The organism is Variovorax sp. N23 (genome assembly GCF_025486315.1).
Lineage (GTDB): Bacteria > Pseudomonadota > Gammaproteobacteria > Burkholderiales > Burkholderiaceae_C > Variovorax.
On the sequence record NZ_JAOOPY010000003.1, the window covers coordinates 386,285 to 409,119 of the forward strand.

Sequence of the window (22,835 nt, forward strand, 5' to 3'; positions counted from 1 at the left end):
GGCTCACTTCGTGTAGCCGCCTTCCCCTCAAGGGGCAACACCAGCGGCCCGGCGAAGCCGGTTCCGCGGTGTTTCGCGAACAGACATGGCGCCAGGCGCCGAATCAGAGGGTAGGGGGCTGGCCCGGTGCCGCCGTGCTGACAGCCCGCGTCTGCAGCCGTGCATAGAGTCCGTCGAGTGCCATCAGTTGCGCATGGCTCCCCTGTTCCGCGATGCGGCCGCGCTCCATCACGACGATGCGGTCGGCATGCTGGATGGTCGACAGGCGGTGGGCCACGATCAGCGTGGTGCGGCCCTGCATCAGGCGCTGAAGGGCATCCTGCACCAGCCGTTCGGATTCGGTGTCGAGCGCCGAGGTGGCCTCGTCGAGCAGCAGCACCGGCGCGTCCTTGTACAGCGCACGCGCGATGGCCAGCCGCTGGCGCTGCCCACCCGACAGCTGGGTCGCGTTGTGGCCGAGCACGGTGTCGATGCCCTGCGGCAGGCCCTTGACGTGCTCCGACAGATTGGCCGCGGCCACGCAGGCCAGCACGCGCTCGCGATCGATCTCGGCGCCCAGCGCGACATTGGCGGCGAGCGTGTCGTTGAGCATCACCACGTCCTGGCTGACCATCGCGAACTGGCTGCGCAGGCTGGCCAGCTGCCAGTCGCTCACCGCGCGGCCATCGACCGACACCTGGCCCGCCGTGGGCAGCACGAAGCGCGGCAGCAGGTTGACCAGCGTGGTCTTGCCGGAGCCCGAGGGGCCGACGAAGGCGACCACCTCGCCCGGCGCGATCGAAAGGCTGACGCGATCGAGCGCGGGCGCCTCGTCGTCGCCGCGGTAGCGCACCTCGACCTCGCGCAGTTCGATGCGGCCTTCGGCGCGCGGCAGCGAGAAGCCGCCTTGCGCCTCCGACGCCACGTCGTCGATCAGCGCCACGCCGCGCTCCAGCGCCGCCAGCCCGCGGGTGATCGGGTTGGCCATGTCGGCCAGCCGGCGGATCGGCGCGATCAACATGAGCATCGCGGTGATGTAGGCCACGAAGCTGCCGACCGTCAGGCCCTGCTCGCTGCTCTGCCACAGCGCGATCATCACCACCACCGACAGCGCGACGGCGGCCAGCAGCTGGGTGAGCGGCGTCATCGCGGCGGAGGCGATGGTCGACTTCACCGCGAGGCGGTTGAGGGTCTGGCTGAGCCGGTCGAAGCGATCGGTCTGGCCGGCCTCGGCGCCGTGCAGCCGCACCATGCGGTGCGCCAGCACGTTCTCTTCGACGACATAGGCCAGGTCGTCGGTGGCGGTCTGGCCCAGGCGCGTGAGGTGGTAGAGCCGCTTGGAAAGCACCTTCATGATCCACGCCACACCGGGCACCAGCACGCCGACGATCAGCGTGAGCTTCCAGTTGAGATAGACGAGGTAGAAGAGCAGGGCGACCAGCGTGAAGCCGTCGCGCGTGAGGCCGAGCAGCGCCTGCACCAGCAGCATCGACCCGGTCTGCACCTCGTAGACGATGGTGTTCGACAGGGTGCTGGCCGACTGCCGGGAGAACAGGGTGAGTTCGGCCGCGAGCAGTCGCTGGAAGAGCACGCGCCGCAGGCGCTGCATGCCTTCGTTGGCAATGCGCGCGAGCGCGTACTGCGAGACGAACTGCGCCAGCCCGCGCACCGCGAACAGCAGGATGATGGCGGCCGGCACCATCCACAGCGCGAGCTGGCCGCGGGTGAATCCCCGGTCGAGCAGGGGCTTCAGCAGCGCAGGCATCAGCGGTTCGGTCAGGGCTGCGATCAGGGCCGCGCCGATGGCGAGCGACCACCACCGCAGCGAGCCACCGAACCAGGACATCAGTCGGGCGAGGCGGCGCGTGAGGGGAGGCCGCGCGGTGTCGCCGGAGGGGGAAGGCTGCATGGCGGCGGATTCTACGGGTGGGTGTTTCACCTCTTCTTTGTAGGACCACGCTGATGTATTTGGCTTCCGTCATGAATTGCGGTTGGGCAATGTGTACCATCACGGGTTGCCGACACCAGTGATCGATCCGTGAAACTTTGTCGCCGCGAAACTCTCCGAACTGCATGAAAAAGCCGTTGTCAGCATTTCCTTTGCCTTCTTCTTCATCGTTCAACGCCCGCCGCGCGCTCGTCGCGGCCATGGCTGCCTCCCCCCTGGTTCCCGCGCTTGCCCAATTCCGGGTCGAGGTGTCGGGTGTGGGCCTGACGCAATTGCCGATCGCACTGGTGCCGTTCAAGGGCCAGGACGCCTCCCCACAGAAGATTTCGGCGATCGTCCAGGCCGACCTCGAGCGCAGCGGCCAGTTCCGCGGCGTCGATGCCTCCGGGCAGGCCCTCGACGAGGCCTCGCGGCCCGACCTCACGCTGTGGCGCCAGCGCACCGCCGATTCGCTCGTGGTGGGCAGCGTCACCAAGCTGGCCGATAGCCGCTTCGACGTGCGCTTCCGTCTGTGGGACGTGGTGCGCGGGCAGGACCTGGGCGGCCAGAGCTACACCGTGCCCCAGGGCGACCTGCGGCTCGCATCGCACCGCATCGCCGACTACGTCTACGAAAAGCTGACCGGCGAGAAGGGCATCTTCTCGACCCGCATCACGTACGTCACCAAGGCGGGTAGCCGCTACAACCTGTGGGTGGCCGATGCCGACGGCGAGAACGCGCAGGCTGCGCTCGCCAGCCCCGAGCCCATCATCTCGCCCACTTGGTCGTCCAACGGCTCGCAGTTGGCCTACGTGTCCTTCGAGTCGCGCAAGCCGGTGGTCTACGTGCACAACGTCTCCAGTGGGCAACGCCGGCTGCTGGCGAACTTCCGCGGCTCCAACAGCGCGCCGGCCTGGGCGCCCGACGGCAACTCGCTGGCCGTCACGCTCAGCCGCGACGGCGGCTCGCAGCTCTACACCATCTCCGCGGCCGGCGGCGAGCCGCGCCGGCTCACGCAGAGCAGCAGCATCGACACCGAGCCCACCTACTCGGCCGACGGCAGCACGATCTACTTCGTGAGCGACCGCGGCGGTGCGCCGCAGATCTACAAGATGGGCGCCAACGGTGGCTCGCCGACGCGCGTCACCTTCAGCGGCTCTTACAACATTTCACCTTCTGTCAGCGGGGACGGCCGGTGGTTGGCCTACATTTCCCGCGTGGGGGGTGCCTTCAAACTGCACGTGATGGAGTTGGCGACCGGCAATGTGACCGCGATCACCGACACCACGGCCGACGAAAACCCCAGTTTTGCCCCCAACAGCAAGCTGATCGTCTATGCCACGCAGCTCGGAGGGCGCGAAGCACTGATGACCACTACGCTCGACGGCAAGATCAAGGCGCGGTTGGCCGGGCAGGCCGGAGATATCCGGGAACCGGACTGGGGTCCGTTCCAGAAGCAATGATTAGATTTTCTTGAGGAGTATTTAATGTTGAAACGCACGATTTATTCGCTGGCCATCGTGGCCCTGATTGCCGGTTGCTCGTCCGGTACCAAGCTGAACGACACCCCTGTGGTGGACCGTTCGGGCGGCGCCGGCCAGGGCAGCAGCGGCGCAGCCAGCGGCGTGGCACCCGTCACCATCGACCCGAATGCCGCGACGGCACAAGGTCCCGTCGGCGTTGCACGCATCGTGTACTTCGACTACGACAGCTACACCCTGAAGCCCGAGTACCAGTCGCTCATCGACGGCCACGCCCGCTTCCTGAAGGCCAACCCGCAGCGCCGCATCTCGATCGAAGGCCACACCGACGAGCGCGGCGGCCGCGAGTACAACCTGGCCCTCGGCCAGAAGCGTTCGGAAGCCGTTCGCCGCGCGCTCAACCTGCTGGGCATCAGCGACAACCAGGTCGAAGCCGTGAGCTTCGGCAAGGAAAAGCCGGCTGTCACGGGCAGCGGTGAATCCGTCTGGGCGCAGAACCGCCGCGCCGAGATCACCTACCGTTGATGAGCCGCGCATTCGATTTGCGCCACGCGGCGCTCGCAGCGCTGCTTGTCTGCACGTCGGTCGGCGCCAACGCGGCGCTGTTCGAGGATGACGAGGCGCGCCGCGCCATCCTCGAGTTGCGCCAGCGCGTCGAGGCGATGCGCACACAGACGGAACAGCGGCTGACCGACGAGAACGGCCAACTGCGCCGCAGCCTGCTCGACCTGCAGAACCAGCTCGACACGATGCGCGGCGACATGCAGCGCATGACGGGGCAGAACGAGCAACTCGCCCGCACTGTCTCCGAACTGCAGCAACGCCAGACCGACATCGACGACCGGCTCAAGAAGAACGAGCCGGCCAAGGTGTCGGTCGATGGTCGCGAGTTCACCGCCGATCCGCGCGAGAAGGCCGACTTCGATGCGGCGCTCGGCGTGTTCCGCGGCGGCCAGTTCGCGCAGGCGCAGACCGCCTTCGCCGAATTCGTGAAGCGCTATCCGCAGAGCGGCTATGCGCCGTCGGCGCTGTTCTGGCTGGGCAATGCCCAGTACGCGACACGCAACTACAACGAAGCGATCGCCAATTTCCGGTCTATGCTGTCGCTGGCTCCCGATCATGCGAAAGCACCCGAGGCGGTGCTGTCGATCGCGAACTGCCAGATCGAACTCAAGGACACGCGCGCGGCTCGCCGCACGCTGGAAGACCTGACCAAGGCCTATCCGCAGTCCGAGGCTGCGCAGGCAGGCCGCGAGCGGCTCTCGCGCCTGAAGTAAACGCGAGGCGCTACGCCCATGGACGCCGCGGCGCTTGCGCCGGTCTCCGTTCCCGAGCCCGACCTGGCACGCCGCTTCGGCGGGCTCGAACGTCTTTACGGCGTGGCGGGTGCGCAAGGCATCCGCGGTGCCCATGTGCTGGTCGCGGGCATCGGCGGCGTCGGCTCCTGGGCCGTCGAGGCCCTGGCCCGCAGCGGGGTGGGGCGACTCACGCTGGTCGACCTCGACCACATCGCCGAATCCAACATCAACCGCCAGATCCACGCGCTCGAATCGACCGTCGGCCAGGCCAAGGTCGAGGCGATGCGCGAGCGGATCGCGCAGATCAACCCTGGTTGCCAGGTGCTGGCCATCGACGACTTCGTCGAGCCTGACAACTGGCTCGGGCAGGTGGCCGCAGCCGAAGGCGCGAACGGACCGCTCACCGCCGTCATCGACGCCTGCGACCAAGTCCGCGCCAAGGTGACCATGGCCGCCTGGGCACGGGCTACACGCATTCCCTTCATCACCGTCGGCGCGGCGGGCGGCAAGCGCCTGGCGCACAAGGTCGAAATCGACGACCTCGCACTCACCACGCACGACCCTTTGCTGGCGCAGGTGCGCAACCGGCTGCGCAAGCTGCACGGCGCCCCGCGCGACGGCAAGAAGATGGGCGTGGCCTGCGTCTTCAGCCGCGAGAGCGTCGCGCCCCCGGACGCTTCCTGCGCCATCGAAGGCGACGGATCGCTCAACTGCCACGGCTACGGCTCGGTGGTGAGCGTGACGGCCACCTTCGGACAATGCGCCGCCGGCTGGATTCTCGACAAGATCGCCGTTCGCGCCACGCTATAATCGTGGGCTTTGCCGGCGTCGACACGCCGGCAAAGCCTAGGAACATCGACAACAAGATCGATCCGGGACGTTAGCTCAGTTGGTAGAGCAGCGGACTTTTAATCCGTTTGTCGTGGGTTCGACCCCCGCACGTCCCACCACCCAACACCGCGTAAATGCTTGAAAGCCTGCTTCGGAAACGATGGCAGGCTTTTTCTATGGTCGTTCTATGTCGGCGCCGATGAAGGCAGCGAGGCATTCAATGGACGAGGTTGCCGGTATTCTGCGAACGCCCGTGTTTTAGGTGTGCACAGTGTTCATAGGCGTCGCTGGAAATGTTGCAATCAACTACTGCCAGAGAGTTCTAGACAAACGCTTCGGCCATCTGTACCTGATTCAGTTTTCGATCGTCGCGGAGGGGAGGCGGCGGCGCTGCGCAGGTAGCATGTCGGATGCTCATACGCCTTGTCTACGCCAGCCGAAGCCAGAACCAATCCGCCCAGGATTTGCCCGCCATTCTCGAATGGTCCCGCCGCGCCAATTCCGAACTTGAAGTGACCGGGGTGCTCTGCTACCTCGATGGCGTCTATATGCAGTATCTGGAAGGCGAAGAAAGCGCAGTAGACGCCTTGTTCAAGCGTATTCATGCCGACAGTCGCCATCAGGGTGTGGCACTACTCGAGCGACGCGCCATCTCAAGGCGAGCATTTCCTGAGTGGTCGATGGCGCTTCTGGATTGGAACGACAACACGCGCGCCATCTTCCGAAGTTTCTCTCCTGAGGCCCGACTCGACCTCCACGCCGTGGACCCCGGCACCGCCGCGCCGATGCTCCGAGCACTGGTGCGCGCTCCAGGGTGGAAACTCCTTTGAACGGTCCTGTGCGACGAGGTCGCCGAGGCGCTTGGTCTGGGCGCCTTCAGTGCGATCTGATGGGGTGGTGGGAAGAGGGGGCTCAGGCCACCAGGTCTGCGCCGCCGAAGCCCGTGCGAGTGGTCGACGCGATGGAGCTCACGAGGCCGATGGCGCTCGCGCGAAGCAGTTCCTCTCGGAGGGCGACTTCCAATTGCTTGCGTGCGGAATCCGGCCGGTCATGGTCGTATTCCTCGTCCAATTCGCAATGCAAGTAATAGTCGACCCGGGCCATCAGCCGCTCGATGGAGGCGGCAAGGTCTGCATCGTTCATCCGTTTCCTCCGCCAATTCTTGTCCTCTGTCGTCTTGGCCGCCGAGGCGGCATCGGTGACAGGGTAGCACGGGAGGAATTAATCGGTGGACAATTTCGTCATGCAAGATGTACAAAACCCGTCATTGGCCGAATGCCAATGAGCGCCATTGCATTACTTTGGATGAGGAAATCCGAGGCGCTTCCAGAATTGAGGTCTTTTGGCTTCAGGGTTGTCGCTGCCGATTTGCTTCTTGTCGGGCGTTGACGGCAAGGCGAACTGAACTGCGCGGGCCACTTTCACGCAGTCCTTGATGTGCTGCTCGCCGAGTGCCCGCAACGCGGCGTAGCCCAGTCCGGCGGAGACGATCTGGCCGGCCACCGGCACGTACTTCGTGGCCTGCTTGGTGGTGAGCCGCAGGCCGGCATGCTTGGCGAGCGCCATCAGCAGGTCGCGCGTGACCAGGCGACCCACCAACAGCGCGCCCAGGGTGGTGGCGGCTTTCTGGATGCGCTCGCGCTGCTGCGGCGCCATCGTTTCGACCTGCGTGACGGACAAGCCGAACTCGGCGCTGATCTGGGGGATCAGCCGCGACAGCAGCGCCGCATCGGCTGCCCAGTCGATGCCCGGCAGGGGCACCGCGCTGGCGGCGGCCGCCAGCAGTGCCTTTCGCGCGACGAGTTTGCGGCTGCGCCGCACCGCGGCGATCAGCGCCGGGTCGCCCTGGGCAAGTTCGATGGCAGACGGCATGGGGCGGGGTACTCCTGTCGGGCGGCGATGTCAGGCGGTCAGGGCCTCCAGTTGACCCGAAACCGTCATCCAGCGTTCCTCGAGCTTGTCGATTTCCTCGTTGAGCGCCTTCAGACGCTTGCCGGCTTCGGCGATCTCGGCGGCGGGCAGCGACTGCGCCAGCCGGGCCTCGATGGCGGCTTTCGCCGTGCCGGCCTCGGCCAGGCGCTCGTCGATCTGCGCGATCTCGCGCTTGAGGGGCTTGGCTTGTTCGCTGCGCTGCTGGCGGCTCTGGGCCGCGTCCTGCTTGGCCACGGCCGGTGCGGGTGCAGCGACGGGTTCGCTGGCCTTGCGCACGGCTTCCTTGGCCTCTTCGCGCAGGCGCTTGGCCTCTTCGAGCAGGTAGCGCTGGTAGTCGTCGAGATCGCCGTCGAAGTCGGTCACGCCGCCGCGGCCGACCATCCAGAACTCGTCGCAGACGGAGCGGAGCAGGGCGCGGTCGTGGCTCACCAGCATCAGCGTGCCTTCGAACTCGTTCAGGGCGACGGCCAGGGCTTCGCGGGTGGCAAGGTCCAGGTGGTTGGTGGGCTCGTCCAGCAGCAGCAGATTGGGGCGCTGCCAGACCATCATGGCCAGCACCAGCCGCGCCTTCTCGCCGCCGCTCATGGTGCCGACCGGCTGCTTGACCATGTCGCCGTTGAAGTTGAAGCTGCCGAGAAAGCCGCGCAGCGCCTGCTCGCCGGTCGGCTCCTTGGCAGAAGCACCCAGTTCGCGCGCCATGCGCACCATGTGCTCCAGCGGATTGTCCAGCGGGCGCAGCACGTCGAGTTCCTGCTGGGCGAAGTAGCCGATGTTCAGGCCCTTGCCTTCGGTCACGGTGCCGGCCAGCGCGCCCATTTCGCGGGCGATGGTCTTCACCAGCGTCGACTTGCCCTGGCCGTTGGCGCCCAGGATGCCGATGCGCTGGCCTGCCTGCACCGACCTGCTCACGTTGGTCAGGATGGTCTTGGGCACGTCGTCGACCATGTAGCCGAAGCTCGCCTGGGTGATCGACAGCATCGGGTTCGGGATGTTGCCCGGCTCCTTGAACTCGAAGGTGAAGTCGGCTTCGGCCAGCAGCGGCGCGACCTTTTCCATGCGCTCGAGCGCCTTCACGCGGCTCTGCGCCTGCTTGGCCTTGCTGGCCTTGGCCTTGAAGCGGTCGATGAACTTCTGCAGGTGGGCGATCTTGTCCTGCTGCTTGCCGAAGGCGGCCTGTTGCTGCTCCATCTGCAGCGCGCGCATCTCTTCGAACTTGCTGTAGTTGCCGCCGTAGCGCGTGAGCTGGGCGTTGGCGACGTGCAGTGTGACGTTGGTGACGGCGTCGAGGAATTCGCGGTCATGGCTGATGACGATCATCGTGCCTTCGTACTTCTGCAGCCAGGCTTCGAGCCAGACGAGTGCGTCCAGGTCCAAGTGGTTGGTGGGTTCGTCGAGCAGCAGCAGGTCGCTCGGGCACATCAGCGCGCGCGCCAGTTGCAGGCGCATGCGCCAGCCGCCGGAGAAGCTGCTGACCGGCGCGTCGAGCTCGTGGCTCTTGAAGCCCAGGCCGAGGATCAGCGCCTGCGCGCGGGGTGCGGCGTCGTGCTCGCCCGCATCGGCGAGGTCGGTGTAGGCATGGGCCAGCGCCATCCCGAGGTCGGCATCGTCGGGGTTCTCGGTGTACGCGGCCTCGATCTTGGCAAGCGCCTCGCGCAATTCGACCAGCCGGGTGTCGCCGCCGACCACGAAGTCGGACGCGCCTTCGTCGGTTTCGGGCATGTCCTGCGCCACCTGCGACATGCGCCATTGCTTGGGCAGGAAAAAGTCGCCCCCGTCTTCGTGCAGCGTGCGGTTGAACAGCGCGAACAGCGTCGACTTGCCGGCGCCGTTGCGGCCCACCAGGCCGACCCGCTCGCCGGGGTTGATGGTGGCGTTGGCGCCGTCGAGCAACAGCTTGGCGCTGCGGCGCAGGACGACGTTCTTGAGAGTGATCATGGGCTCGGCGGTATCGACGCTATTGGCGCAAGGAGATTCAAGGCTTCGACCGCAGCCAGGACCGTGGCGGTCTGCGTGTCGTGGGCCAGGATGAAAGGATCACCGTGGACAGTCTCGTCGGGAAACTCGGTGATCAGGGTCAGGGCGGGTCCGGGGCGGTCGACCTCGCTGATGGTGCAGGCCGTGCCGTGGATGACTTCGAAAGGAAGCTCGCCAGCATGCCTATTGTAAGTGGCGAGCTGCGCCGCGTTGAAAGCCATGAGATCGGCCCTTTCGGCGAGGCGCCGGCAGACATGTTCGGCAAGCTGCCGCGCCTGATCGGCCCAGCCGGGCAGGTGACGCAGGATCAGGAAAAAGCCTTTCGGCACCGTCCAGAGGTCGAAACCGCGCGGGATGTAGCCGCTCAGCGGTCGCGTCCATTCGTGCGCCGGGTAGCCGTGCAGGTTGACGTGCAACGTCGCACCGGACAACGCCAGCGCCTGGTGACGCGCCTCGCGCTCGTAGAACGGCGGCTGCTCCCGGTATTCGAGGTCGTCGCCGAGCGCGGTGTAGCGCGCGGCGTGCTGCATGTGCTCGCGCTGCGCCGGGCCGTGGGCGCAGAGTTCGTGGCGCAGGGCGTAGCCGTCGGGGTTCTCCAGCGCGATGAGCGCGAAGTTGGCGTCTTCGCGCGCCGCCAGCGTGTGCGCCGCACGCAGTGCGCCGACGACGCCGGAGGTTTCGTTGGCATGCTGGCCGCCGCTGACGATCACGGCCGGAACGGGCTGGCCCGCAACGTGATGAACGCCCAGCACGCGTCGGCCTTGCCGGCTGAGCGCTTCGAAACGCACACCGCCGATCGCCGCCATCTCGCGTGCGACGCGCGCGGACGACAAGGGTGAGGTCACATGGGCGAGTGGTGTGGTGTCGATGTTCTCCGGCGATTCGGTGTCGGCAGCCGGCGGGGGATACGCACGCAGCCCGATCCGCACCGACACGCTCCCGTCGATGCTCGCCCGAACGTCCGGCACGATCTGCCCCGGCTGCAGCCGCCGGTCCCCCGGCGGTCGTCCGCTGCGTTGCTGGAAGGTTTCGAGCAGCGAAAAATACAGGTCTTCGTGCATGGCCTCATGCAGGTCGATCCAGGCGCCGCCGGGCGGGCGCGGCGAATCCGGCAGGTCGATGCGGATGTCGATCCGCTCGAAATACGGCTCGGTCTTCGGCCAGTCGTGGTGGTGCAGGGTGTGCATCGCAAGCTGGAAGACCGCTTCGAAGTCGGTGCTGCGCGGCGCACCGTCGAACCAGCCGCAGGGCGACAGCATCGCATTGCCAAGCAGGTCGTCGTGGAAGCGGTTCGGCGCGAAGACGCTGTCGATGCGGTGCTTTCCGTTGCGCCAGCGCAGCTCGACATCGTAACGCGGCATGGCGTCCGATTCGGGCTTCGCCTCGAGCTGCAGCGCAACGCCGGCCAGCAGGTCGGCAAGCGGATAGGTTTCCAATGCGAAGCGACGCGGCGATGCTTTCGGATGCACCGGATAGCGCACCGTGACGCTCGCGAGCCCGTCGATGTCGACCTCTTCCTCGAAGTGATGAATCAGCGGCTTGTAGGCGCTGCGAAAGCGCGCATGAATGCCAGCGGCGGTGAGTCGCGCTTCGGCGGTGCGCCGGGCCGTCGCGCCCTCGAAGAGCCAGGTCTCGATGGGCGAATCGCTGGCGCCCCCGTTCAGGAGTTCGGTCACCCACGCATCGAGCGTACGCGGCAATTTCTTGTCCAGCAGCGTCATCCGTCACACCTTTCCGAGCGGATCGAGGCGGTCGCGCAGCCAGTCGCCCAGCAGGTTCAGCCGCGCGTGCGCGCACAGCGCGCAAGTCGCATGCCAAGGCCACAGTGCCGAACCGAAAGTCAAGTGGATTCGAGTCCGGCCAGCGCCTCGCGCGTGACCAGCAAGACCTGGTCTTCACCCGCCGAGGTTTCGAGCCAGACGACTTCGAGCAACGGGAATGCGGCTTCGAAGTAAGCGCGTTCGTTGCCGATCTCCAGCACGAGCACACCGCGCTCGTTCATCGCGGCCGGCGCGTCGTGCAGCAGCGAGCGGATGAAATCCATGCCGTCGTTGCCGCCGGCCAGCGCGAGTTCCGGCTCGGCGCGGTATTCGGCCGGCAGCGTCGACATGCTCTGGGCATTCACGTACGGCGGGTTGCAGAGGATGAGGTCGTAAGGCCCGCGCACATCTTTGAGCCCGTCGGACTTCAGCAGCGTGATGCGTGCGTCCAGGGCATGGCGCGTGACGTTGATGGCCGCGACTTCCAGCGCGCTCGTCGACAGATCGGCCGCATCGATGCGGATGTCCGGATACGTCATCGCCGCCAGCACCGCCAGGCTGCCGTTGCCGGTGCACAGGTCGAGCACCTGGCGCGTGTGCTCGCCCAGCCAGTAGTCGATGCTGCCGTCGATCAGCAGTTCGGCGATGAAGCTGCGTGGCACGATGGCGCGCTCGTCGACGTAGAAGGGCACGCCCTGCAGCCAGGCTTCCTTGGTGAGGTAGGCGGCGGGCTTGCGGGTCAGGATGCGGCTGGCGATCAGCGCGTCGACCCGCGCCTGGTCGGCGAAGGACACGGGGCGGTCGGCCACCGCGTCGAGCTCGTCGAGCGGCAGGCGCAGCTGCCACAGCACCAGCCAGGCCGCCTCGTCGAAGGCGTTGTCGGTGCCGTGGCCGAAGGCGACACCGGCCTCGGTCAGTTGTTTGGCGCCGGCGTCGATGAGTTGGATGACGGTGCGCGCGTCGGCGGCCGGCGCGCTCATTGGAAACCTCCGCCCTGCGGGCTGCGGTGCTGAGCGCCTTCGGGCGGCCGGGCGGCGCTCATGCGCCGGCCCGCACGTCGAGCGCTTCGATAGCGCGGCGGTAGATGTTCTTCAGCGTGTCGATCGCGTCGACGTCGATGTGCTCGTCGATCTTGTGGATGCTGGCGTTGACCGGGCCGAGCTCGATCACCTGCTGGCAGATCTTCGCGATGAAGCGCGCGTCGCTGGTGCCGCCGCTGGTCGAGAGTTCGGTGGCGATGCCGGTCTCGGCCTGGATGGCCTGCTGCACCGCATCGACCAGCTCGGCCGGCTGCGTGAGGAAGGGCAGGCCACCCACGGTCCAGGTCAGCGTGTGGTCGAGCCCGTGGGCGTCGAGCACGGCCTGAACGCGCTGCTGCAGCGATTCGGGCGTGGATTCGGTCGAGAAGCGGAAGTTGAAGTCGACCACCGCCGCGCCCGGGATCACGTTGCTGGCCCCCGTGCCCGCATGGATGTTGCTGATCTGCCAGCTGGTCGGCTGGAAGAAGTCATTGCCCGCGTCCCAGCCGCCGGCCGCGTTGATGGCGACCAGTTCGGCCAGCGCCGGCGCGAAGGCGTGCACCGGGTTCTTCGCGAGGTGCGGGTAGGCGATGTGGCCCTGCACGCCGTGCACGGTGAGCCTGCCGCTCATCGTGCCGCGGCGGCCGTTCTTGATCATGTCGCCGCAGCGCTCGACCGAGGTCGGCTCGCCGACGATGCAGTAGTCGATCGCCTCGCCGCGCGCGGCCAGCGTGTTGCACACGACGACGGTGCCGTCGACGCCGGGGCCTTCCTCGTCGCTGGTCAGCAGCAGCGCCAGCGTAAGGCGCGGGTTCGGCGTGGCGGCCAGGAATTCCTCGATGGCGACCACGAAGGCGGCCAGCGAGGTCTTCATGTCGCAGGCGCCGCGGCCGTAGAGCTTGCCGCCGCGGTGCGTGGGCGTGAAGGGCGGGCTGATCCAGTGGTCGAGCGGGCCGGTCGGCACCACGTCGGTGTGGCCGGCGAAGGCCAGGGTCTTGCCGCCGGTGGCACCGGGGCGCACCGCCCACAGGTTGGTCACGCGGAAATCGGCCGGGCCGCTCTCGATGGTTTCGAGGCGGAAGCCCAGCGCGGCGAGGCGCTCGCCCAGGATCTGCTGGCAGCCGGCGTCGTCGGGTGTGACCGACGGGCGGGAGATGAGGTGTTCGGCGAGCTGGAGGGTTCGGGACATCTTTGAAAAATCAGTGGCGCACGTCGAGCGTGATGTCGGTGAAGCTGGGTTCTTCTTCCTGCGCCATCAGCGCGCGCTCTTCGTCGCGCTTGGTGGGGGCCGCCTGGCGGTTCTGCAGGCGCCACATCAGGTTGGTGGGCGAATCGGCCTGCGACAGGCCTTCCTCGCGGGTGACGCGGCCCTCGGTCACGAGCTGGGCGATGTCTTCCTCGAAGGTCTGCGAGCCCTCGGCCATCGACTGCTCCATGGCTTCCTTGACGGCGGAGAAGTCGCCCTTCTCGATCATCTCGGCGATGAGGGCGGTGTTCAGCATCACTTCCATGGCTGGCCAGCGCTCGCCCTTGGGCGTGCGCAGCAGGCGTTGCGCGACGATGGCGCGCAACGCGCTGGACAGGTCGCCCAGCAGCGTGGGCCGCACTTCCACCGGGTAGAAGCTCAGGATGCGGTTGAGCGCCCGGTAGCTGTTGTTGGCGTGCAGCGTGGCCACGCACAGGTGGCCCGACTGCGCATAGGCGATGGCGGCCGTCATGGTCTCGCGGTCGCGGATCTCGCCGATCTGGATCACGTCGGGCGCCTGGCGCAGTGCGTTCTTCAACGCCACCTGCAGCGACTGCGTGTCGCTGCCCACGTCGCGCTGGTTCACCATCGACTTCTTGTTGGTGTAGGTGAACTCGATCGGCTCCTCGACGGTGAGGATGTGGCCCGACGCGTTCTCGTTGCGGTAGTCGAGCATCGACGCGAGCGTGGTCGACTTGCCCACGCCGGTGGCGCCCACCATCAGGATCAGCCCGCGCCGCTCCATGATCAGCGTCTTCAGGATGTCTGGCAGGTGAAGCTCGTCGAAGGACGGAATGGTCAGCGCGATGTGCCGCACCACCACCGCGTAGCTCCCGCGCTGGCGCATCGCACTGATGCGGAAGTTGCCGGCGCCCTCGAGCTGGATCGCCATGTTGAGCTCGCCAGTGCGCTCGAGCTCTGCGATGCGGCTCTGGTGCACCACTTCGGCCAGCAGGCCCAGCGGCGCCTCGGGCGGCAGCACCTGCGCGTTGATCGGCAGGCAGTTGCCGTTGATGCGGATCAGCGCCGGGGAGTGGGCCGAGAGGTAGATGTCGGAGGCCTTGCGCTCCGCCATCAGTCGAAGGATGCGTTCCATCGTGCTCATCGTTCTCTCACTCCTCGGGCGGTTCTGATGCTGAAAAAAGACCGCCTGGCGGCGGTCGGGGGCGGGATCAGTCGCGCAGCAGGTCGTTCAGGCTGGTGGTCGAGCGCGTCTTGGCGTCGACCTTCTTCATGATGATGGCCGCGTAGGTGCTGTACTTGCCGCCCGGCTTGGGCAGGTTGCCGGCCACGACCACCGAGCCGGCGGGCACGCGGCCGTAGCTGACGGAGTCGGTCGTGCGGTCGTAGATCGGCGTGCTCTGGCCGATGAACACGCCCATCGACAGCACCGAGTTCTCTTCGATCACCACGCCTTCGACCACTTCGGAGCGCGCGCCGATGAAGCAGTTGTCCTCGATGATGGTCGGGCCGGCCTGCAGCGGCTCGAGCACGCCGCCGATGCCGACGCCACCCGACAGGTGGCAGTTGGCGCCGATCTGCGCGCAGGAACCCACGGTGGCCCAGGTGTCGACCATGGTGCCTTCGCCCACGTAGGCGCCGATGTTCACGTAGCTGGGCATCAGGATCGCGCCCTTGGCGATGTAGCTGCCGCGGCGGGCCACGGCCGGCGGCACGATGCGCACGCCGGCTTCCTTGAGTTCGGCCGCCGACAGGTGCGAGAACTTGGTCTGCACCTTGTCGTAGAAGCCGAGCGAGCCGGCCTGGATCTGTTCGTTGTCCTTCAGGCGGAAGGACAGCAGCACCGCCTTCTTGATCCACTGGTGCACGGTCCACTGGCCGACCGATTCGCGGGTGGCGACGCGCAGCTTGCCGTTGTTGAGTTCGGAAATGACGTGCTCGACCGCTTCGCGCACTTCGGCGGGGGCCTGGGCGGGCGAGAGATTGGCGCGGTCTTCCCACGCGGCGTCGATGGTCTGCTGGAGTTGTTGGGTCATGAAAGGGCTCGGTTCTGGATGAAATCAACGATGCGGCGGGCGGCTTCGGTGCACTCGTCGGTGCCGGCCACGAGGGCCATGCGAACGCGGCCACGGCCGGGATTTTCACCGCCGACCTCGCGCGCCAGGAAGCTGCCGGGCAGCACCGTCACATTGTATTGAGCGTAGAGCGCGCGGGCGAAGGCCTGGTCGTCGCCGTTCCATGCCGCGGGCACGCCGGCCCACAGGTAGAAGGCCGCGTCGGGCAGGCGCACGTCCATCACGGCTTCGAGCATCGGCGTGACGGCGGCGAACTTGGCGTGGTACATCGCCCGGTTCTCGACCACATGCGCCTCGTCGCCCCAGGCCGCGATGCTCGCGGCCGCCACGGCGCCGCCCATGGCGCTGCCGTGGTAAGTGCGGTAGAGCAGAAAGGCCTTGATGATGGCGGCGTCGCCCGCCACGAAGCCGCTGCGCAGCCCCGGCACGTTGCTGCGCTTGGACAGCGAGGTCAGCATGACCAGGTTCTTGAAATCGGTGCGGCCCAGTTGCGTCGCGGCCTCGAGCCCGCCCAGCGGCGGCTCGTCGCGGAAGTAGATCTCGCTGTAGCACTCGTCGGACGCGATCACGAAGCCGTAGCGATCCGACAGCGCGAACAGCTTGCGCCACTCCTCCAGCGGCATTACCGCGCCGGTCGGATTGCCGGGCGAGCAGACGAAGATCAGCTGCGTGCGGGCCCAGACGGCTTCCGGAACGCTGTCCCAGTCGACCGCGAAGTTGCGTTCGGGCACGCTCGGCACGTAGACGATCTCGGCGCCGGCGAGCAGCGTGGCGCCTTCGTAGATTTGATAGAACGGGTCGGGCGAGATCACGACGGGTGCCACCGGCCCGCTCGGGTCGACCACCGTCTGCGTCAGCGCAAACAGCGCCTCGCGTGACCCATTGACCGGCAGCACCTGCGTGGCGGCATCGACGGCCACGCCGTAGCGGCGCTGCAGCCAGCCGGTGAAGGCTTCGCGCAGCCTGGTGTCGCCGGCGGTGGCCGGGTAGGCGGCCAGGCCGTCGAGGCCGTCGGTGAGCGCCTGTCGGATGAAGGGCGGCGTCGGGTGCTTCGGTTCACCGATGCCCAGGCTGATGGGCGTGAAGTCGGCGTTGGGCGTGACGCCCGCGAAGAGCTTGCGCAGCCGCTCGAAGGGGTAGGGCTGCAGCTTGGCGAGCAGGGGATTCATGGCGGCCGATTATCCGTGAGTGCCGGGCGTCTGCCGGCCGCATATGCGCCGCCGATTCAGGCCGTGCCGCGCCGGTAGAAGGCGAGTGAGCCGGCCAGCGCCAGCAGCATGGCGCCGCAGGTGCGGTCGACCCAGCGAACCGCGCTGGCCCGGAGCAGGCGCACGGCGCGCGCGCCCACATAGGCGTAGACCAGCATCATCGACAGGTCGAGCCCGGCGAACAACACCGCCAGCGTCAGATATTGCGGCGCCTGCGCCGCGGCCGGGTCGATGAATTGCGGCAGCAGCGCCGAACAGAACAGATAGCCCTTCGGATTGGTGACGGCCACCAGGAAGGACTTCCGGAAGAGGCGCCAGCCATCGGCGCCGGCGGCACCTCCGGTCGGGGACGCGGCGATCTGGCCGGTCGATCGCAGCATGCGAAGGCCGATCCAGGCCAGGTACACGGCGCCGACCCACTTGAGCACCGAGAACCAGAACTCCGACGTGGCGAGCAGCGCGCCCAGCCCCAGCGCGACCGCGCCGACCAGCACAACGTCCGAGCACATCGCGCCGGCCATGCCCGGGAGCGATCGCCGCACGCCGTGGCGCGATCCGTTGGTCAGTGCGAGCAGCATGGTCGGGCCGGGCGTGGCGATCGCGGCCAGCGCGACGATGCAGAACAGGAGGGCGGTTGCGAGCGTCATGGGTACTCCATCGCCTTGCGACGTCTACTTGAATTTCTTGACCAGGACCTGGCTCTTGCGGTCCCAGTTGTACTTTTTCTTGCGCGCGTCGGGCAGCCAGTCGGGGTCGACCTGCACGAAGCCGCGCTTGATGAACCAGTGCATGGTGCGGGTGGTCAGCACGAAGATGCTGTCCAGGCCCATCGCGCGAGCGCGCTGCTCCACGCGCTTGAGAATGCGCTCGCCGTCGCCCTGTGCCTGCGAGTGCGGCGACACCGTGAGCGCGGCCATTTCGGCCGTCTTCGCCTCGGGGTAGGGGTAGAGCGCCGCGCAGCCGAAGATCACGCCGTCGTGCTCGATCACGGTGTACTGGTCGACGTCGCGCTCGATCTCGGTGCGGCTGCGCTTGACCAGCGTGCCGTCGCGCTCGAAGGGCTCGATCAGCTGCAGGATGCCGCCGATGTCGTCGGCGGTCGCCTCGCGCAGCGACTCGAGCTTCTCGTCGATCACCATGGTGCCGATGCCGTCGTGCACGTAGACCTCGAGCAGCAGCGAGCCGTCGACCGCGAAGGGCAGGATGTGGCTGCGCTCCACGCCGCCCTCGCAGGCCTTCACGCAGTGCTGCAGGTAGAAGGCGGTGTCGGTGGGGCGCTGCGGCGGCGGCAGCGTGGCGAGCAGCTTGCGGGCGGCGTCCAGCGGCAGCTCGGTGTCGATCGGGTTGTCCTCGCTCTCGGGCAGCTCGCTGTCGATGCGGATGCCCGGAATCTCGGTCAGGAAGATCAGCTTGTCGGCCTGGATCGAGATCGCCACGCTGGTGGCGACTTCTTCCATCGTCAGATTGAAGGCCTCGCCGGTCGGCGAAAAGCCGAAGGGCGACATCAGCACCATGGCGCCGAAGTCCAGCGCGCGCCGGATGCCCGAGGCATCGACCTTGCGCACCAGGCCCGAATGCTTGAAGTCGACGCCGTCGATCACGCCGACCGGGCGGGCGGTGATGAAGTTGCCGGAGATCATGCGCACCGTCGAGCCCGCCATCGGCGTGTTCGGCAGGCCCTGGCTGAAGGCGGCCTCGATCTCGTAGCGCAGCTGGCCGGCGGCTTCCTGCGCCGAGTCGAGCGCCACCTCGTCGGTGATGCGCATGCCGTGCGAGTACTTCGCCTCATGGCCCTTGGCGCGCAGTTGTTCGTTGACCTGCGGGCGAAAGCCATGCACCAGCACGACCTTGACACCCATCGACTGGATCAGCGCCAGGTCCTGCGCGATGTTCTGCAGCTTGCCCGCGGCGATCGCCTCGCCGGTGAGCCCCACCACGAAGGTCTTGCCGCGGTGGGTGTGGATGTAGGGCGCGACGGAGCGGAACCAGGGAACGAAGGTGAAGTTGAAGACGGTGGACATGCGGGCAGGGTGGCAGGGGTCGGGCGGCGCGCCGGTGGGAACAGGCGGGGATAATTCGCGATTCTCTCCGATGTGCCCCGTGCCCGACCGCCTGTCTTGTCCGCTACCGACCACCCCACGCCGCCCCAGATCGCGCTGAAGATCGAATTCCCCGAATCGCTGCCCGTCTCCGCGCGGCGCGAGGAGATCGCCGAGGCCATCGCCGCGAACCAAGTCGTCATCGTCTGCGGCGAAACCGGCTCGGGCAAGACCACGCAGTTGCCCAAGATCGCGCTGCTGCTGGGCCGCGGCAAGCTGAACAAGCCGCCGGGGCAGGGCAGGCTGATCGGCCACACGCAGCCGCGGCGCATCGCCGCCAGCTCGGTCGCCAAGCGTATCGCCGAGGAGCTGAAGACGCCGCTCGGCGAAGTCGTCGGCTTCAAGGTGCGGTTTCAAGACCGGCTGAGCCGCGACGCCTCGGTCAAGCTGATGACCGACGGCATCCTGCTGGCCGAAACGCAGACCGACCCGCTGCTCAAGGCCTACGACACGATCATCATCGACGAGGCGCACGAGCGTTCGCTGAACATCGACTTCCTGCTGGGCTACCTGCGCGAGATCCTGCCGCGCCGGCCGGACCTGAAGGTGATCGTGACCTCGGCGACGATCGACGCCGACCGCTTCGCCACGCACTTCGCCTCCAGGAACGGTCCAGCGCCGATCATCTACGTGTCCGGCCGGACCTTCCCGGTCGAGCAGCGCTACCGGCCCTTCGAGGAATCGCGCGAATATGACCTGAACGACGCCATCGCCGACGGCGTCGACGAGCTCTGGCGCGATCCGCACAACGGCGGCGACATCCTGGTCTTCCTGCCCGGAGAGCGCGAGATCCGCGAGGCGGCCGACCACCTGCGCAAGCACCTGGCGCAGCAGCCGGTGATGCGCAATGCGGAGGTGTTGCCGCTGTTCGCGCGGCTCTCGCCGGCCGAACAGGACCGCATCTTCGAAGGCCACACCGGCCGACGCGTGGTGCTCGCGACCAACGTGGCCGAGACCTCGCTGACCGTGCCCGGCACGCGCTACGTGATCGACACCGGCACGGCGCGCGTCAAGCGCTATTCCTTCCGCAGCAAGGTCGAGCAGTTGCTGGTCGAGCCGATCAGCCAGGCCGCGGCCAACCAGCGCGCCGGCCGCTGCGGACGGGTGGCCAACGGCATCTGCATCCGCCTCTACGACGAGAAGGACTTCCTCGGACGTCCGCGCTTCACCGACCCGGAAATCCTGCGGTCGTCGCTGGCTGGCGTCATCCTGCGGATGAAGTCGCTGCACCTGGGCGACGTGGCGCGCTTCCCGTTTCTGGAGGCGCCCGCGCCGCGTGCGATCGCCGACGGCTACCAGCTGCTCAACGAGCTGGGCGCGGTCGACGATGCGAACGAGCTGACCGCCATTGGGCAAGAGTTGGCCAAGCTGCCGCTCGACCCGCGCGTCGGCCGGATGATCCTGGAGGCGCGCTCGCGCGGCGCGCTGGAGGAGGTGCTGGTGATCGCCTCGGCCCTGTCGGTACAGGACGTGCGCGACCGGCCGATGGAGGCGCAGCAGCAGGCCGACCAGGCCCATGCCAAGTTCGACGACGACAAGAGCGAGTTCAGCGGTTACCTGACGCTGTGGAAATGGATCGCCGACGCACGCGGCGGCAACGCGCCGCAGACCCGCCGCGAACTGCATGGCGATCCGAAGAAGCGCGCCAACGCCGCCTTCCTGCCGATCGCGCAGCGCACGGTCGCGGCGGCGCCGGCTCCGGTGACCGAGGCACTGCCGACGCACAAGATCAGCAACCGCCAGTACGAGCAACTGCTGCGGCAGAACTTCGTCAACATCCGGCGGCTGCGCGAATGGCGCGACATCCATTCGCAGCTGCTGACGGTGGTGACCGAGCACAAGTGGCAACTCAACCGCCAACCGGCCAGCTACGAGGCGCTGCACCTGTCGATGCTGGCCGGCCTGCTGGGCAACGTCGGCTGGAAGATGGAAGACGACGAGGCTTACCTCGGCGCGCGCGGCATCAAGTTCTACCGGCATCCGGGCGCGCACCTGCGCAAGAAGCCGGGCCGCTGGATCGTCGCGGCCGAGCTGGTCGAGACCACGCGGCTCTTCGGCCGCGGTATCGCGAACATCGAACCGCAATGGCTGGAAGAGGTCGCCGGCCATCTGCTGAAGAAGCAGTTGCTCGACCCGCACTGGGAGAAGAAGGGTGCGCAGGTCACGGCGCTGGAGCGCGCGACGCTGTACGGGCTGGTCGTGTACAGCGGCCGCCGTGTCGACTTCACCAAGGTCGACCCGGTCGCCGCGCGCGAGATTTTCATCCGCGAAGCGCTGGTCGGCGGGCAGTGGGAAAGCAAGTTCCCCTTCCTCGCGGCCAACCGCAAGCTGGTCAAGGAAGTCGAGGGGCTGGAACACAAGGCGCGCCGGCAGGACGTGCTGGTCGACGACGAGCTGATCTACGCCTTCTACGACGCGCAACTGCCACCCGATGCGGCCAGCGGCGCGGCCTTCGAGCATTGGTACAAGGAACAGTCGCGCGCCCAGCCACGCCTGCTGTACCTGACGCGCGAGGAGCTGATGCGCCACCAGGCGGCGGGCATCACCACCCAGTCCTTCCCGCCGACGATCCGCCTAGGCGGCGTCGATTGCATCGCCACCTACCTGCACGAACCCGGCGACGCGAAGGACGGGCTCACCGTCACCGTGCCGCTCTTCGTGCTCAACCAGGTGAGCGAGGAGCGCTGCGAGTGGCTGGTGACCGGCATGCTCAAGGACAAGATCCAGGCGCTGCTCAAGAGCCTGCCGCAGCGACCGCGCTCCCGGCTGGTGCCGCTGCCGGAATCGGCGACCAAACTGGCGGAGGCGCTGTCGGCGCCCGAGAGCTTCGGCGCCGGCTCGCTGACCGATGTGCTGCTCAAGCGCGTGCGCGCGCAGACCAGCATCGATGTGCTGCGCGCCGATTTCAAGCTCGACATGCTGCCGCCGCACCTGTTCATGAACCTGCGTGTGGTGGACGAGCACGGCCGCCAGCTCGGCATGGGCCGCAACCTGGGCGCCCTGAAGGCCGAATTGGGCACCCAGGCGCGCGGGGCGTTCCAGGCGCTGGCCGGGCTCAATGTGCGGGCGGCACCGGCAGCATCCGTTGCTGCCGATGCGCCCAAGGCCGCGAGCGCGCAGCGCCTTGCAGCCGCGGCTCCATCGGCACCCGCGCTGCCTGCCGGCGCCCGCTACACCGTATGGACCTTCGGTGAGCTGCCCGAGCTGATGGAGGTGCGACGCGGCGCCCAGTCGCTCATCGGCTTCCCGGCGCTGGTCGATGGCGGCGATGCCGTGAGCATCGAGGTCTTCGACGAGCCCGCCGTGGCCGCCGCCAAGCACCGCGCGGGCCTGCGTCGCCTGTTCGCCCTGCAGCTCAAGGACGCGCTCAAGTACCTCGAGAAGAACATCCCCGACCTGCAGAAGATGGCCGTGGCCTACATGCCGCTGGGCACCGCCGACGAACTGCGCACGCAGATCGTCGATGTCGCGCTCGACCGCGCCTTCCTGCAGGAGCCGCTGCCGACCGACGAGTTCGCCTTCAAGAAGCGCATCGAGGAGGGCCGCGGGCGGCTCACGCTGATCGCCAACGAAGTCGCGCGGCTGGCCGGCGTGATCCTGGTCGACTACGCGGTCGCGGTGCGCAAGATCAAGGACACGAAGATCCAGCCCGACGCCACGGCGGATGCAGCGCAGCAACTGCAGCGCCTGGTCGGCAAGCGCTTCATCGCCGACACGCCCTGGCCGCAGTTGCAGCATTTCGCGCGCTACCTGAAGGCGATCACCGCGCGGCTCGACAAGCTGCGTGCCGATCCGGCGCGCGATGCCGCCAAGTTGGCGGAGTTGCGACCGCAGGAGCAGCGCTACTGGCGGCTGGTGGCCGAGCGCAAGGGCGTGGTGGACGACCGCATGCTGGAATTCCGCTGGCTGCTCGAGGAACTGCGCGTGAGTTTCTTCGCGCAGGAGCTGCGCACGCCACAGCCGGTGAGCGTGAAGCGGCTCGACAAGGCGTGGGCGCAGCTTCAGGCATAAAAAAAACCCGCGAAGGCGGGTTTTTGCCGGGATG

General features: G+C 67.5%; 18 protein-coding genes and 1 tRNA gene. 7 read left to right on the forward strand and 12 right to left on the reverse strand.

Features of this window, described 5'->3' with window-relative positions; genetic code table 11:
• Positions 1-103: 103 nt before the first annotated feature.
• Positions 104-1,888 carry a lipid A export permease/ATP-binding protein MsbA gene (gene msbA, locus N8A90_RS07035; protein ID WP_262073956.1) on the reverse strand — a complete coding sequence of 595 codons (1,785 nt, stop codon included), beginning with the start codon at positions 1,886-1,888 and terminating at the stop codon, positions 104-106.
• A gap of 239 nt (positions 1,889-2,127) precedes the next feature.
• Here msbA and tolB point away from each other — a divergent pair, with 239 nt between their 5' ends.
• The 6 genes from tolB to N8A90_RS07065 all read left to right on the forward strand — a co-directional run bounded on the left by tolB (position 2,128) and on the right by N8A90_RS07065 (position 6,346).
• Positions 2,128-3,369, forward strand: coding sequence for a Tol-Pal system beta propeller repeat protein TolB (gene tolB / locus N8A90_RS07040; protein WP_262073957.1), 1,242 nt, complete (start codon positions 2,128-2,130; stop codon positions 3,367-3,369).
• A 24-nt stretch (positions 3,370-3,393) separates the two neighbouring features.
• Entirely contained in the window at positions 3,394-3,912 is a 519-nt protein-coding gene (gene pal / locus N8A90_RS07045; RefSeq protein WP_262073958.1) for a peptidoglycan-associated lipoprotein Pal, read from the forward strand.
• Positions 3,912-4,664 carry a tol-pal system protein YbgF gene (ybgF, locus tag N8A90_RS07050; protein WP_262073959.1) on the forward strand — a complete coding sequence of 251 codons (753 nt, stop codon included), beginning with the start codon at positions 3,912-3,914 and terminating at the stop codon, positions 4,662-4,664. The genes pal and ybgF overlap by 1 nt, the downstream gene beginning before the upstream one ends.
• An 18-nt stretch (positions 4,665-4,682) precedes the next feature.
• A complete protein-coding gene (locus N8A90_RS07055; protein ID WP_262073960.1) occupies positions 4,683-5,495 on the forward strand; it encodes a tRNA threonylcarbamoyladenosine dehydratase in 813 nt (270 codons plus the stop codon).
• 64 nt (positions 5,496-5,559) lie between these two features.
• Positions 5,560-5,635, forward strand: a tRNA-Lys gene (locus N8A90_RS07060).
• A 291-nt stretch (positions 5,636-5,926) separates the two neighbouring features.
• Positions 5,927-6,346 carry a BLUF domain-containing protein gene (locus N8A90_RS07065; RefSeq protein WP_262073961.1) on the forward strand — a complete coding sequence of 140 codons (420 nt, stop codon included), beginning with the start codon at positions 5,927-5,929 and terminating at the stop codon, positions 6,344-6,346.
• An 82-nt stretch (positions 6,347-6,428) separates the two neighbouring features.
• On the opposite strand, the gene N8A90_RS07070 is transcribed toward N8A90_RS07065, so the two are convergent.
• The 11 genes from N8A90_RS07070 to argA all read right to left on the reverse strand — a co-directional run bounded on the left by N8A90_RS07070 (position 6,429) and on the right by argA (position 18,712).
• On the reverse strand, positions 6,429-6,659 hold the full coding sequence (locus tag N8A90_RS07070; RefSeq protein ID WP_262073962.1) for a hypothetical protein: 231 nt from the start codon (positions 6,657-6,659) through the stop codon (positions 6,429-6,431).
• A 153-nt stretch (positions 6,660-6,812) separates the two neighbouring features.
• Entirely contained in the window at positions 6,813-7,388 is a 576-nt protein-coding gene (locus N8A90_RS07075; protein ID WP_262073963.1) for a hypothetical protein, read from the reverse strand.
• A gap of 30 nt (positions 7,389-7,418) precedes the next feature.
• Positions 7,419-9,383 (reverse strand): ABC-F family ATP-binding cassette domain-containing protein, encoded by a 1,965-nt coding sequence (locus tag N8A90_RS07080; protein WP_262073964.1) that lies wholly within the window; start codon positions 9,381-9,383, stop codon positions 7,419-7,421.
• Positions 9,380-11,143: a M14 family zinc carboxypeptidase gene (locus N8A90_RS07085; RefSeq protein WP_262073965.1), complete on the reverse strand. Its 1,764-nt coding sequence runs from the start codon at positions 11,141-11,143 to the stop codon at positions 9,380-9,382. The genes N8A90_RS07080 and N8A90_RS07085 overlap by 4 nt, the downstream gene beginning before the upstream one ends.
• A 119-nt stretch (positions 11,144-11,262) precedes the next feature.
• The gene (gene prmB / locus N8A90_RS07090; RefSeq protein ID WP_262073966.1) at positions 11,263-12,162 is read right to left on the reverse strand and encodes a 50S ribosomal protein L3 N(5)-glutamine methyltransferase; all 900 of its coding nucleotides are present in this window, start codon (positions 12,160-12,162) and stop codon (positions 11,263-11,265) included.
• 58 nt (positions 12,163-12,220) lie between these two features.
• Positions 12,221-13,390, reverse strand: a complete 1,170-nt coding sequence (dapE, locus tag N8A90_RS07095; RefSeq protein WP_262073967.1) for a succinyl-diaminopimelate desuccinylase — start codon at positions 13,388-13,390, stop codon at positions 12,221-12,223.
• 10 nt (positions 13,391-13,400) lie between these two features.
• On the reverse strand, positions 13,401-14,552 hold the full coding sequence (locus tag N8A90_RS07100) for a PilT/PilU family type 4a pilus ATPase (RefSeq protein WP_262073968.1): 1,152 nt from the start codon (positions 14,550-14,552) through the stop codon (positions 13,401-13,403).
• A 67-nt stretch (positions 14,553-14,619) separates the two neighbouring features.
• Entirely contained in the window at positions 14,620-15,444 is an 825-nt protein-coding gene (gene dapD, locus N8A90_RS07105) for a 2,3,4,5-tetrahydropyridine-2,6-dicarboxylate N-succinyltransferase (protein WP_262073969.1), read from the reverse strand.
• Positions 15,441-16,652, reverse strand: a complete 1,212-nt coding sequence (gene dapC / locus N8A90_RS07110) for a succinyldiaminopimelate transaminase (RefSeq protein ID WP_262073970.1) — start codon at positions 16,650-16,652, stop codon at positions 15,441-15,443. The genes dapD and dapC overlap by 4 nt, the downstream gene beginning before the upstream one ends.
• A 56-nt stretch (positions 16,653-16,708) precedes the next feature.
• Positions 16,709-17,338 carry a LysE family translocator gene (locus N8A90_RS07115; RefSeq protein WP_262073971.1) on the reverse strand — a complete coding sequence of 210 codons (630 nt, stop codon included), beginning with the start codon at positions 17,336-17,338 and terminating at the stop codon, positions 16,709-16,711.
• 24 nt (positions 17,339-17,362) lie between these two features.
• A complete protein-coding gene (gene argA / locus N8A90_RS07120) occupies positions 17,363-18,712 on the reverse strand; it encodes an amino-acid N-acetyltransferase (protein ID WP_262073972.1) in 1,350 nt (449 codons plus the stop codon).
• A 96-nt stretch (positions 18,713-18,808) separates the two neighbouring features.
• Here argA and hrpA point away from each other — a divergent pair, with 96 nt between their 5' ends.
• On the forward strand, positions 18,809-22,801 hold the full coding sequence (hrpA, locus tag N8A90_RS07125) for an ATP-dependent RNA helicase HrpA (protein ID WP_262073973.1): 3,993 nt from the start codon (positions 18,809-18,811) through the stop codon (positions 22,799-22,801).
• Positions 22,802-22,835: the final 34 nt, after the last annotated feature.

Bases quoted from the DNA above. Each gene is read 5' to 3' on its own strand.
- msbA (WP_262073956.1), bottom strand. From the start codon at position 1,888: ATGCAGCCTTCCCCCTCCGGCGACACCGCGCGGCCTCCCCTCACGCGC.
- tolB (WP_262073957.1), top strand. From the start codon at position 2,128: ATGGCTGCCTCCCCCCTGGTTCCCGCGCTTGCCCAATTCCGGGTCGAG.
- pal (WP_262073958.1), top strand. From the start codon at position 3,394: ATGTTGAAACGCACGATTTATTCGCTGGCCATCGTGGCCCTGATTGCC.
- ybgF (WP_262073959.1), top strand. From the start codon at position 3,912: ATGAGCCGCGCATTCGATTTGCGCCACGCGGCGCTCGCAGCGCTGCTT.
- N8A90_RS07055 (WP_262073960.1), top strand. From the start codon at position 4,683: ATGGACGCCGCGGCGCTTGCGCCGGTCTCCGTTCCCGAGCCCGACCTG.
- N8A90_RS07065 (WP_262073961.1), top strand. From the start codon at position 5,927: ATGCTCATACGCCTTGTCTACGCCAGCCGAAGCCAGAACCAATCCGCC.
- N8A90_RS07070 (WP_262073962.1), bottom strand. From the start codon at position 6,659: ATGAACGATGCAGACCTTGCCGCCTCCATCGAGCGGCTGATGGCCCGG.
- N8A90_RS07075 (WP_262073963.1), bottom strand. From the start codon at position 7,388: ATGCCGTCTGCCATCGAACTTGCCCAGGGCGACCCGGCGCTGATCGCC.
- N8A90_RS07080 (WP_262073964.1), bottom strand. From the start codon at position 9,383: ATGATCACTCTCAAGAACGTCGTCCTGCGCCGCAGCGCCAAGCTGTTG.
- N8A90_RS07085 (WP_262073965.1), bottom strand. From the start codon at position 11,143: ATGACGCTGCTGGACAAGAAATTGCCGCGTACGCTCGATGCGTGGGTG.
- prmB (WP_262073966.1), bottom strand. From the start codon at position 12,162: ATGAGCGCGCCGGCCGCCGACGCGCGCACCGTCATCCAACTCATCGAC.
- dapE (WP_262073967.1), bottom strand. From the start codon at position 13,390: ATGTCCCGAACCCTCCAGCTCGCCGAACACCTCATCTCCCGCCCGTCG.
- N8A90_RS07100 (WP_262073968.1), bottom strand. From the start codon at position 14,552: ATGAGCACGATGGAACGCATCCTTCGACTGATGGCGGAGCGCAAGGCC.
- dapD (WP_262073969.1), bottom strand. From the start codon at position 15,444: ATGACCCAACAACTCCAGCAGACCATCGACGCCGCGTGGGAAGACCGC.
- dapC (WP_262073970.1), bottom strand. From the start codon at position 16,652: ATGAATCCCCTGCTCGCCAAGCTGCAGCCCTACCCCTTCGAGCGGCTG.
- N8A90_RS07115 (WP_262073971.1), bottom strand. From the start codon at position 17,338: ATGACGCTCGCAACCGCCCTCCTGTTCTGCATCGTCGCGCTGGCCGCG.
- argA (WP_262073972.1), bottom strand. From the start codon at position 18,712: ATGTCCACCGTCTTCAACTTCACCTTCGTTCCCTGGTTCCGCTCCGTC.